The following is a 10,954-nucleotide window of genomic DNA, read 5'->3' as shown; positions in this document are numbered from 1 at the left end:
CACCGAACTCGTCGCCGGCTGTCCCTGGCTACCCACCGGCGCAGCGACCACCTGACCAGTCACAGCTGCGCAAGCAGCTCGAGTTCCTCGTCAAGATCAAACAAGGCGCGGCAGTCGGGGGCATCAACTTTGACGTCGCGTTCGACAACAGTATCCACGACCGCTCGATTGTCACGGAGACGGGCTGGAGAATCCTCCTCGGCCGCGGCCTCGACATCTTCCAGTACGTCACCGGTGACACATTTGACCTCGCGACCAAGCTTCAAGAGTTCCGCCAAGTCAAAGCATTCGGGATAACCTACATCCGCGAGAGCGCATGACCGAGATCAAGATACCTGTGGTGTGGTGGGGGATTGAGCAAGGTAGGCCCCACCACGTTTCGACGCATCGAGCCGTTGGTGACGAAAGGCCGGGCAAAGCAGTTGTAAGGGCGTAGAAGGGATAGATGGTTGGATATTGTCTCGGCGTCAGACAGCGAGATCGTGCGCGCGATAAACAGCGGCTCAATCGCTGCGGAGGATCTGGTGAGCACCAGCGGATGGCGGAGAATCTGCCAGGTCAGGGGCCGGAATTTTTCTGCAGTGGATGAGGAAGCGTGGCAGGAACTTTGCTCGTGTCGCGGATACGTACTGTCACGACGAAATCCTCGCGGGTTTTAGGTTCTGCCATCGCAGAGCAGACAGCCTTGCACAAGTACGGCTACGTAACCGTCGCTCACAGCTGACACTTCCGGGGCCCGGATGGTGGCACATCCGGGTGCTCGGCGGGTGCTCGGGCGCCGTGGACAGGGCGGCCAACGCTGGGACGACGTGGACGGGCGCGGCGGGCGACCGGCGACCGACGTGCACCTGTTGGACCTGTGGAGCATGGCGGGATTGAAGAGGGCGGGCAAGATCATGCTCTTAATCCGCGGGTTCGGGGTTCGAGTCCCTGGCGGCGCACCAGCACCGAGCTGCGCGTTCTTCCCTGAGGGAAGGGCGCGTGGCTTCGTTTTCGGCTCAGGGGGAACCGAAGGGGGACCGAGCGTCCCGGTCGCCGCTTCTGGAGCCACCTCGACAGCGCGGGGGATGGCCTGGGCGGCCCGTTCGGCCTCCGCGCGGGCCAGCCGGGGAGACACGCTGGTGTACGTGTCCCGGGTCAGCACGCTGGTGGAGTGCCCCAGTTCCTCCTGCACCACCTTGATGTCGACGCCGGCCTCCAGGGCGTGCGTGGCGGCACCGTGACGAAGGTCGTGTAGCCGGATCGGCGGTAGGCCGGCAGCGGCGGCGCGCTCGTTGAAGGTCTTGGTTACCTCAGCCGGGTGCAGTGCGCTGCCGTCCGGGTGGGTGAAGATGCGTCCGGAACGTTCCCATGCACTGCCCCACGCCAGTCGCTCCGCGATCTGCCTCTTGCGCCACGTCTCGATCACTGCGTTCGTCGTGGTGTCCAGGGTGACGATGCGGCCTCCCGCGTCGCTCTTAGGTCTCCCCGCCTCGACCGCCCAGCCCAGCTGCACGAGCTGTTCGGAGATGATCAGGGAGTGGGAAGCCGCGTCGAGGTCTATCCACCTGGCGCCGCATGCCTCCCCGCGACGCAGGCCGCGGTAGGCGATGAGGTGGTAGAGCGCGTAGAGACGATCGTTGTGAACAAAATCCAGGAATGCCCCTGTCTGCTCGGCTGTCCAGACCATGACAGGGGAAAGGCGTTCGGTCTCGTCGAGCCGGTCGATTTCGATCATCAGGCGGGCTGCGGTAGAGGCGTCGCGACGCTCGCGCGCCGCGTGTAGCTCCATTGCCGCCGCTGCGCGACGGGCTCGGTTCTCTCGCCATGCGGCGACATTCGCGTCCGTCCACATCCGGGCCTTGGGTCGCTTCCCGGATTCCAGTTCCACGAAGGTCGCCGGGTTGACGGTGATCAACTGCTCGGCCTTGATGGCGGTGCTCAGCGCGCTGCGTAACGTCGCTCGGATACGCTGCTTGGTCGCTGGCCCTACGATCCGTCGGCTCTTAACCTTCGCGCGTTGATCCGGATCTCCTGACTTCCGTGCCGCACGGATGAACTCGTTGTCGGCGTCGATCGCGTCAAACATCGCCGAGATGTGCACGCCGCGAAGACGATCGAGCGGGAGGTGCCCCAGGTGTGGCCTCAGGTAGAGCCGAATGTGTGACTCGTAGGACCGCAGCGTGCCCTTGGCAAGCTTGCGGCGTCCGCTGAACCACTCATCAAGCCACTGGCCGACCGTCATCGTGGCGTTGACCACCTGCCCCGTCTGGTAGCGGCGCCGAGTCTCGTCGTAGTTCGGTAGTGGCGACTTCTCCCTGAATGCCCGCTTTATTGCAGACAGGATGTCCTGCCTCGCCTGATCGCCCATAACCCCGGACTCCGGGATGGAGAGCAGCAGCTCGACCTGGCGCAGGGCTGTTTCTGCCTCGGCCTGAGTTGCCCACCCGCCTCGCTTGAGGCTTCTGCGCGGGCTGCCCTCGACCACCGGAAGTTCCACTTTGAAGTACCACTGTCCGTGGCGAGGGTTCCAGGCGCCGTCCCGACGACGAAGTGCGGGGCATGTCGTTCCTAGGTCGCGCCCATCCCCGTCCCGGCATCGACATCTCTTAAAGGTTGATCCACTCATTGCTCTCCCTAGGATTCACGGTACCGAACTTCGGTACCTCAACTAGGTACCAGGCTACAGCAGAAGCGAAATCTGCGGGCGGGTGACAGATGCCGGTGGGTGCTGTGGCAGGGTCAACAGAAACCGTTGTCCTATGGCGGGGAGCGCTCATGCCTCGACGTCGTGCCGCAGACCCTGGTCTGCCACCCCTACCTGAGCGCGAGAAGCGTGACCGTCAGGTGAAGATCAGACTCACCCCGAGTGAGGTGCTGCGGCTTGAGGAGCTTCGGCCGGACCTTGCGGCGGCGGGGGTTGTTGCTTTGCTCGTTGACGATGTTCTCGCGGGCCGCTACCGGCCCGAGTGGGCACGGCCGGAGGGGGAGTAGGCCGAGGCATGTGCTCTTGAGACCGTCGCGCGACTGCTTGGCTTCAGAGAATAGTGGATACAAACGAGGTTTGACAGCGGTGATATGTCTGCGGTCAAGGACTCGTCCTGTGTGTACACACGCTGCCCTGGGCTTTCGTTTAGAAAGTGATACGGCTAGGGCTGGCCGCATCTGTGATTTCTTGGCCTCTGGGCTGTCTCGAACCAACGGGTGATCCTGCGGCATCCCGAGCGGGTGGGTGGCAGGGGACAGAGTGGACCGGGATGGCGGACGATCGGGCAGGTCGCGAGGGACTTCGACCTGACCCAGGCCGCGGTGCGGGAGTGGGTCAAGCAGGCCGATCTCGACGCCGGCACCCGCACCGATGGGTTGACCAGCGATGAGCGGGAGGAGTTGACACGGCTGCGGCGGGAGAACTGCCGGTTGCGTGAGGCCGGCGACATCCTCAAGCGGACGGCTTTCTTTGCGAGGGAGACCCGGTGAACGTGTACCCGTTCCTCGAGGAGGAGAAGGCGCGGCAGAACGGGAACGTGGAGTGTTCCTGTGAGCTGTTGGAGGTTGCCCGGTCCGCCTACTACCAGCACCGCACCGGTGGCCCGTCGCGGCGTGAGCGTGACGACGCTGACCTGACCGCACAGATCGTCGACATCCACGCCGTCTCGGCCGGCACCTACGGCGCGCCTCGGGTGCGCGCCGAGCTCGCCTCGGGGGTACCGGCATGCTCGTAAGCGCGTCGCCCGGCTGATGCGCGCCACAGAGTTGTGCGGCCGCACGCCGAATCGACATCGCGTCGCGTCGGGTGGTCGGCTGGGCCACCGCCGACCATCTCCGTACCGACCTGCCCGCCCAGGCGTTGACCAACGCTGCCGCCACCCTTCCCGATAGCATCCGAGTTGCCCGGTAAGACTTGGCTCACGCCCACCTGGCTGTCGGTGGTGACCTTCTCGCCATGAAACCCACGTTTCCCGCCCCACACCGCTGTTTCGCTGGTGTACCAGGCGGCTCGCTACGGGGATCAGCGCGGTGCTTGTCGGAATCGACGGGGTGTACCTGATGACCGAGTCGGAGGCGATCGCGCTCGTGGCCGCTGTAGTGGCGGTGACCGTCGTGGACTTGGTCTTGATGGCCCAGCTCGTCCACCTCGGGCTCGACCTTGGGGCGTAAGAGCATCTTGATCCCGCAACTTCACGCCGGCCGTCACCCACCGTTACGCGTGCCTCACTTTAGAGGTTTGCCGATCTGAACCACGCCAACAAGTTGACCCTACGATATCTACTAGACACTTTCCGCTACCTCCTCCGTCATTGTGTGCAATGAGTGACCAAAAAGACACTTTAGTGTTGGTTGGCACCTATGCGTGGTCATAAGTTCCAGCTGGCGCAAGTTGGCGGAGGGAGGTGCAGTCATGCGTAAGGGTGTCGAGTGGAACTAACTGCCCCGAACGCTGCCGCTGTGGATAACATCTCCGTAAGGACTGGGGGTCGATGATCACGGGGGCTTGATTGATGCCAATCCAGCGCGACAAATTTGCGCTGCGTCTATTGACCGTCACAGTCTTTGTTCTGGCGCTGGCATGGCTTGTGTGGGCGGCTGCTCATGCGGGGCAGCCGGCGCCGCACTTTTCGGTATATCTGCTGATGGGCTCGACGCTCATGGCAGTGGGCGCGATCTTTCCGGCACCGGTGCCATCTCGGATGCCGATTCGGATCACACTGACGCCCACCATGTGTCTGGTCTGTGCGTCGGCTCTGCCGCTGCCGTGGCTGATTCTCTGCACGGCGGTTGGGGTGACTTCGGCGCGGCTTGTGACGCGACATCCACGGTCGGCAGGTCTGCACAAGGCGGTCCACAACACCAGCATGGATATCGTCACCGCCGCGACAGCGGGGCTGGTGATGCGCGTCTTCGGATTCCGTCCCGGCCTCGCTACGCAGGGCTCGGACGATCTGAGCTTGTGGCATGTGATCGCGTTTCTCGTCGCGGCGGTCGCGGCACTGTTGGTTCAGGAGGTGGTAACCACGGCTGCGGTGACGTGGTCGACGCGACGGCCGTTCACCGTGGCGGTGCGCTATCTGTGGCGGACCCGGTTGGCCGTCGCCGTAGGGGAGATCGTCACTGCGGGACTGGTCGCGGTTATCGCGAGTTTTGACAACAGGGCACTGTTGGCACTGCCAGTGGCGGTGCTGGTCGTGCACTTCGCGGTGACTCACCGGCTCCGCATCCGTGAGGAGCGGCGCGCCTGGGAGAAGTTGGCGGCTCTGGGTGACGCCCTGTCGGCCCGCGACCTCACTGTCGTCCTGCACACAGCGGCGGCAGGTGCGGTCGACCTTTTCAACGCCCGGTCTGCAGACATCGAGATCACCGGCGGCCACCGATTGGTGCGAGCGAACCAGCAGGCCGGTGTCGCCCGCGTGGTGTACGACGGGCGGGCGGCAGCGGCCCCCGCTCTCGATGAATCAGCGGCAGCCGTGCGCCACGAAATCGGAGGAGATGCGCACGGGGTACACGGGGTGGTGCGCCTCTACCTGAGTGGCCCGCGTGATTTTCTCTCAGTGCGGGAACGCGCGACTCTGCGAGCCTTCGCCGCCAACCTGTCCTCGAGCATCGATATCGCACACGCATACGGCCTCCTGGCGTCGGAGTCGCGGCGACACGAGGCAGCGGCAACCCATGACGAGGACACCGGCATGCTGAACCGGGGCGCCTTGCTGAACCGGCTCAACGAGATGGCCGAGACGCCCTGTCATGCCGTGGTCATCCGTTTGGAGAACTATCGTTTCTTGGCTGCCGCGAGCGGCAAAGGTCCAGCCCTATCTCTGCTGAACGCTCTTGCCAGTCGGGTGTGTCACCTGTCGACGGACGAGAGTTCGGCGGTCGCTCGTGTGGGCGATGAGACGTTCGCCTTGGTTATGTGGGGTATGTCCGGTGATGTCGCCTATCAGCGGGCGTGTTGGGCGGTCGCGGCGCTGCGCCGTGAGGTTCGCGTTGATGAGCGCCGTTTGGCGGTGCGGGCTAGCGCGGGGATGGCGTCAGGACCGCCAGGACCGGGTGTGCTCGATGCGGCAGAGCTGGTGTTGTGGCGGGCTATCCGGCGCGGTCAGGACCGGCTGGTGTCGTATCACGCGGGTCCGGTTCGGGAGTGGTCGCTCGCGCGAGAGTTGTCGCGCGCACGGATGTCGGTCTCGTTCGAGCCGGTCGTGGATCTCTTCAGCGGCAGGATCACGATGGTGCAGTCCGTGCCTCGCTGGCTGTATTCGCGGCATGACATGCTCACCGCGGACGAGTACGTCTACCAGCTCGTTGACGATTCCGAGAGTCTTGAAGCGCTGGCCACGCAGGTGGTCTCGCGATCGATGGCCGCTGCGGCAACCTGGCGTGACGTGCTGCCGAACGCGGTGATGGTCGTGCCAGTGCCGGCCGGTGCCCTCACGCCGGCGTTCGCGGAAGCCGTGCGCGATCGGCTGCGGGAACACGCCGCACCGGGTACCTCGCTGGTGCTGGCGCTCGGCGGACCACCTGATCCGCACGGACGCGATGTTTCCGAGCGCATCGGGCAATTCGGGGTGCGCCTGCTGCTGGACAATTATGGAAGTGGTCACGTGGGGCTCGAGTCGCTGAACGCGGCCACGTGGAGCTATCTGCGTCTACATCCGGCTTACGCGTTGGACGCGGGTTGGCGACCAGCACAGTCGGTCATCCGCGCGGCGGTAGACCTCGCCGCCGACCTTGACCTTGCGGTCATCGCACCGGGGATCACCACGGAACACGAACGACACGAACTGGCGTCGCTTGGCTGCGCTCTGGGTAGCGGTCCATTAGTGGGTGGTGAGATGTTTCCCGGCCAGATCAGAACCCACATCCAACTCTGGCAGCCCACTACCCTACAGCCTGGCGCCCCGGTGGTCCGGCTACACCGCGCTGGGCGAACGACCTTGCCTGGCCACCGCAGGCAGTGAGATGACCGGCATGCCGCCTACGATTTTCTTTCGCAGCGACGCTGCGTCAACGGGGGCAACCACCGGCACCCACCGTGCAATCTCTGCGGCTACCAGCGGAGAGTCGTGCAGCGCACAGGCCATGCGGGCGAGTCGGCTGGCTTCGGCGCGCACGTCGTGAGGGTCAGGCACGTCGGACGACAGCGGTGAGTCGCCCGGACCCGGCGGGAGTGAGGTGTGCCGGCGACGTAGCGCAACAGCGACGGTGGCGGCCTCCGCAACAGCCGTCACAGCGGCGGGATCAAGCAGGTGTCGTCGGGCACGCTTGGCCGCGCTGGCGTACACCTGTGCATTGCACCACGGGCGTAGCACGCGCAGCGCCTCGTGAACCTCAATGACGGTGCGGTAGCGCTGCCGCCTGCTACGGATTTCGACGGGCACTGGCGTCGCAGTGCTCGTAGTGACGATCGCGACGTCCGGCAAGCCATCGCGCAGCGTCATCCACAACTGGAGTAGACGCCAGTCGGAACGTCGGTCGGCCCACCACCCTGGCATTCTGGCCGGCCAACGTGTTGCTAGCCACGCGGGCTCTACCCCCGACGCGGCCCTCGTCAACTGCTGACACAACAGGTCAGCGGCCAGCTCGGCTTCTGCCTCGACTACGGGATCGATGTCGTCATGCAACGCGTCCCCATCATGGCCGAGGACGATGTGTGCTACCTCGTGCAGCACGGTCTGCGTCCGCGCGAGTGCCGGCAACGCTGCGTCGACGAGGATGCTGTCGGCGCGGTCACGCCGCACGAGTAACCCCGGCGGCAACTCAGCGTCCAGCCGCATGTCGTATACCCGCAGGTCACGTCTCCGAGCTTCTCCGATCGCCACGCACCAGGCGTCCACCGTGTATGGGGCGGGCGGGGGCGGCACGCATGCCTCCCGCAGGCGCCGTGCCAGACGCATCCGAGTCAAAAGCATCCAGACCTCCTGATACTACGATCAGTGCCGGGACAAAGATCAAAGTGTACTAGCCGGCAGGGCGTGCAGGTACCCTTCGATTTGGGGGACCACTGTTGACAGTGACGTCGACTAGGGTGCGAGTACCACGTACGGGCGTATCCGCGACGAGAGGGCAGTGGTGACTGACTGGCAGACGAGCGCGCAGAGCCACGATGGGGGGCGGGCCACCGTCGCCCGGATGTACGACTTCCTTCTCGGCGGCACGCAGAACTTCGAGGCCGACCGCGAGGCCGCGCGGCAACTTCTGCAGGCCGTCCCGGAGTCGGCGGACATCGCCCTGTCGAACCGGCTGTTCTTGCAACGCGCGGTGCACACACTGGCTGAGTTGGGTATCCAGCAGTTCCTCGACCTCGGGTCCGGTATTCCCACCCAGGGCAACGTGCATGAGGTCGCCCACGCCATCGACCCCGCTATCCGTGTGCTCTACGTCGATATCGACCCGGTCGCGGTCGTCGCCTCCAACCACCTTCTCACCGGCAATCCCACCTGCCGCGCCATCGAAGGTGACTTCACCAGCCCCGGCCTGATCCTTGACGCCCTCGCCGACGGCGACCTCGCGTCCGTGATCGACCTTGAGCAGCCCACCGCGTTGCTGTACTGCTCCGTCCTGCACCAGGTCTCCAACGACCAGATCGACGACGTCGTCGCGCCGATGCGCGAACGGCTTGCCCCTGGCAGCGCCATGGTCATCTCTCACATTAGCGCCGCGATGACCGAACGATACGGCGAGTCGACGGTGGCCACCGGGACGACCGTATACCGCACGCACGCGGCGACCAACATCACCTTGCGTACCGACGAACAACTCGCGGCCCTGTTTGGCGACCTGACCATGATCGAGCCGGGGCTGGTTCCGCTTAACAACTGGCGGCCCGGACTCAGCGAACCGGATCCCTATGCCGCCGCATCCATCCCCTCGCCCGCACGAGGTGCAGTTGCTCTTCGCTGCTGACCGGCCATGACAAGGGCGCACACCGCGAGGGCCGCAAGCCGCCGGTCCGGCGGGAACCACGCCCAGAGCTTCACGGTTCCGTCGGCAGTTCCTGCTCGGCGAGCCGAAACCATCGCTGGTCAATAGCAGAAGCACCAGCCACGCGATGATCGAGGCACCATACTGCCTTCAGGTAACAGCAGGGGCAGCACCTCGCTGATCTGCGGCGACTTGCGGCAACCCGCCGGCAGGATCGCCGAGGCGAACCGCAGCCGCTCACCCGTCTTGCTCGTCGAGCGCTTGTCGTTGACCCGCGGCGCGACCACCTCGACCGCACCAGCCGAGGTGAGCACCTGCCGCGGCCCCGCGTGACCGTTGCGCACCACCAGCCTGCGACCCCGCTCATCCAACTCGGCGGCGTGGGCAGCCAGATACCCGGCAACCTCAGCCTCCGACGCAGCCGCCAGCATCCGCCGCGCACCCTCACGCACGATCTCATCGATCCACGACCCACGACCACGGCCGGCTCGCACACTGTCGCCGGACAGGATGGCACCGTCGGGCCAGGACAGCGGGGCCGGCCTCGGACCTGGTGTCGGAGCACCACTCCTTCGTGACGCAGGGTGAGGGCCTCCGCCAGCAGGGCCGTGCCGCTGCGGAGCAGTAGCCCCAGCCCGCCGGCTGTCCGGATCATCATCAGGTTCAGCAGCCGAACCCAGCACACCAATGATCGTCAACACAAACCGGGAACTCGGCTCACGACTATGCGAGTTCTGGCACGCTACACGCTCCTGGATTGGCTGGCAGCGCCACGTCACCCTCGCCGCAGCCGCCCAACTGTTCCTCACCCAACTCTGGACGGCACACACAAATCAGCGGGGCAGACCTGAGCCTGTACGCCGTCCCCGGCAACTGCAATACCAGCTCGCGACCTGGCTCGGGTTCTGCCCCCTCTGCCACCAACTCGTACCAACCTACCGAAGCAGTACTAAACCTGACTATTCAAACTTTGTAGCCGAGATGCCTGCTTTATGAGCTTAACGGTGCTACGTCGTTTGCACTTTTACGTCGTGGCCGTCCTCGTCGATGGGTTCGATGACGGCGTTACGGAACTCGGTTCGGTTGACTTCGCCCTCTACTCGCAAGGTGATGGCGATGTCCACTTGCGCGTCGAGGTCGCGCAACTTTGCCAGCGCTCGACCGAGGCTGAACAGCCCCGCCCGGTTGAAGCGGGCGGAGATGTCGGCGGTGTGGATTACCTCGTGTTTCCGGGGAGGCGTAGCGCCGGAACCTCCTTGCCCGGGTGCCGGCCAGTTCGGGCCTTCTGGTTGTGGGCCAGACTGAGGCTCTTCTGTCGTTCCGTCGCCGGCCGCATTCTTGCCTGGCGTTGCGGGGTCGGGCTGCTCGGTCTTGACCAGCTCGCTGGCGTAGTCGGCCCACAGCACTGCCGCGTCGTCGGACAGGTCGATCTCGTCGGCAAGGAGAGGTTGCCCAATGCGTACGGTTCGCCGGTCCCGGGGGGTGACATCATCGCCTTGGCGTACGAGCCCGACGACGTATCCGGCGTCGCCACTGGATACCGCTTTTGCGATGGCTGCGGTTACCGCCGTGCGGTCGCGGAGCTTGACGAACTCGTAGTAGCTGTAGCACCAGTCGACCAGGTCCGAGCAGGTGACCAGCTTCTTGTCGGGGCCGAGTCCGGCAAGGCTGATAAGTTTCGCCGGGGTTACGGTTTGGTGACTGGTCAGGTGCTCGTCGGCGGGTCGGCTTGACCTGGGTCGTTCGGGTTGGATCATGGTTGGGTGTCCGGAACGCCGTCCATCGTGGAGCTGCTTGAGCGGCTTGCCCGGTTGGAGGCCCGGGTTCTTGAGTTGGAGCGGGACAACGCCGGGTTGCGGCGGGAAAACGCCGGGTTGCGGCGGGAAAACGCGGTGTTGCGGGCGGAGAACGCGGATCTGCGGGCTCGGCTCGGGCAGGACTCGTCGAACTCGTCGCGGCCGCCGTCGTCGGATGGGCTGGCCAAGCCGGCGCCGAGGTCGTTGCGGGCGCGTTCGGGTCGGCGGCCGGGTGGGCAGCCTGGTCATGAGGGTCGCACGTTGCG

The 10,954-nt window shown here is 65.2% G+C and carries 10 protein-coding genes and 1 pseudogene; 7 read left to right on the top strand and 4 right to left on the bottom strand.

Going from position 1 to position 10,954, the window contains the following annotated elements; all coding sequences use genetic code 11:
• On the top strand, nucleotides 1-320 hold a 320-nt coding region (locus tag V6U90_RS31365; RefSeq protein WP_334444444.1), incomplete at its 5' end, for an MIT C-terminal domain-containing protein.
• A gap of 335 nt (nucleotides 321-655) precedes the next feature.
• Here V6U90_RS31365 and V6U90_RS31360 read toward each other — a convergent pair.
• Entirely contained in the window at nucleotides 656-2,479 is a 1,824-nt protein-coding gene (locus V6U90_RS31360) for a tyrosine-type recombinase/integrase (RefSeq protein ID WP_334444443.1), read from the bottom strand.
• Nucleotides 2,480-3,183: 704 nt separating this feature from the next.
• On the opposite strand from V6U90_RS31360, the gene V6U90_RS31355 reads away from it, so the two are divergent.
• From V6U90_RS31355 to V6U90_RS31340, 4 genes are all read left to right on the top strand, one after another.
• A complete protein-coding gene (locus V6U90_RS31355; RefSeq protein ID WP_334444441.1) occupies nucleotides 3,184-3,456 on the top strand; it encodes a hypothetical protein in 273 nt (90 codons plus the stop codon).
• Nucleotides 3,453-3,701 carry a hypothetical protein gene (locus V6U90_RS31350; RefSeq protein WP_334444439.1) on the top strand — a complete coding sequence of 83 codons (249 nt, stop codon included), beginning with the start codon at nucleotides 3,453-3,455 and terminating at the stop codon, nucleotides 3,699-3,701. The genes V6U90_RS31355 and V6U90_RS31350 overlap by 4 nt, the downstream gene beginning before the upstream one ends.
• A gap of 295 nt (nucleotides 3,702-3,996) precedes the next feature.
• Nucleotides 3,997-4,137 (top strand): hypothetical protein, encoded by a 141-nt coding sequence (locus V6U90_RS31345; protein ID WP_334444437.1) that lies wholly within the window; start codon nucleotides 3,997-3,999, stop codon nucleotides 4,135-4,137.
• A gap of 341 nt (nucleotides 4,138-4,478) precedes the next feature.
• Entirely contained in the window at nucleotides 4,479-6,929 is a 2,451-nt protein-coding gene (locus V6U90_RS31340; protein WP_334444435.1) for an EAL domain-containing protein, read from the top strand.
• Here the strand turns inward: V6U90_RS31340 and V6U90_RS31335 are convergent.
• Nucleotides 6,882-7,865 (bottom strand): DUF6545 domain-containing protein, encoded by a 984-nt coding sequence (locus tag V6U90_RS31335; protein WP_334444433.1) that lies wholly within the window; start codon nucleotides 7,863-7,865, stop codon nucleotides 6,882-6,884. The genes V6U90_RS31340 and V6U90_RS31335 overlap by 48 nt on opposite strands.
• A 235-nt stretch (nucleotides 7,866-8,100) precedes the next feature.
• Between V6U90_RS31335 and V6U90_RS31330 the strand changes: the two genes are divergently transcribed.
• Nucleotides 8,101-8,874, top strand: coding sequence for an SAM-dependent methyltransferase (locus V6U90_RS31330; protein ID WP_334444431.1), 774 nt, complete (start codon nucleotides 8,101-8,103; stop codon nucleotides 8,872-8,874).
• A 164-nt stretch (nucleotides 8,875-9,038) separates the two neighbouring features.
• Here the strand turns inward: V6U90_RS31330 and V6U90_RS31325 are convergent.
• Both V6U90_RS31325 and V6U90_RS31320 read right to left on the bottom strand, forming a co-directional pair.
• Nucleotides 9,039-9,404: pseudogene (locus V6U90_RS31325) on the bottom strand (IS256 family transposase); the annotation flags it as partial.
• 495 nt (nucleotides 9,405-9,899) lie between these two features.
• Nucleotides 9,900-10,649 carry a hypothetical protein gene (locus tag V6U90_RS31320; protein WP_334444429.1) on the bottom strand — a complete coding sequence of 250 codons (750 nt, stop codon included), beginning with the start codon at nucleotides 10,647-10,649 and terminating at the stop codon, nucleotides 9,900-9,902.
• Nucleotides 10,650-10,703: 54 nt separating this feature from the next.
• Between V6U90_RS31320 and V6U90_RS31315 the strand changes: the two genes are divergently transcribed.
• Nucleotides 10,704-10,954, top strand: a 251-nt coding sequence (locus V6U90_RS31315) for a DUF6444 domain-containing protein (protein WP_442933653.1), incomplete at its 3' end; no start/stop codon positions are given.

The sequence above is a fragment of the Micromonospora sp. CPCC 206060 genome, from assembly GCF_036906895.1.
GTDB lineage: Bacteria > Actinomycetota > Actinomycetes > Mycobacteriales > Micromonosporaceae > Micromonospora.
Note: the sequence above shows the minus strand (reverse complement) of the source record. Positions and strands in the feature narration are given on the sequence as shown.

Bases quoted from the DNA above. Each gene is read 5' to 3' on its own strand.
- V6U90_RS31340 (WP_334444435.1), top strand. From the start codon at position 4,479: ATGCCAATCCAGCGCGACAAATTTGCGCTGCGTCTATTGACCGTCACA.
- V6U90_RS31335 (WP_334444433.1), bottom strand. From the start codon at position 7,865: ATGCGTCTGGCACGGCGCCTGCGGGAGGCATGCGTGCCGCCCCCGCCC.
- V6U90_RS31330 (WP_334444431.1), top strand. From the start codon at position 8,101: ATGTACGACTTCCTTCTCGGCGGCACGCAGAACTTCGAGGCCGACCGC.
- V6U90_RS31320 (WP_334444429.1), bottom strand. From the start codon at position 10,649: ATGATCCAACCCGAACGACCCAGGTCAAGCCGACCCGCCGACGAGCAC.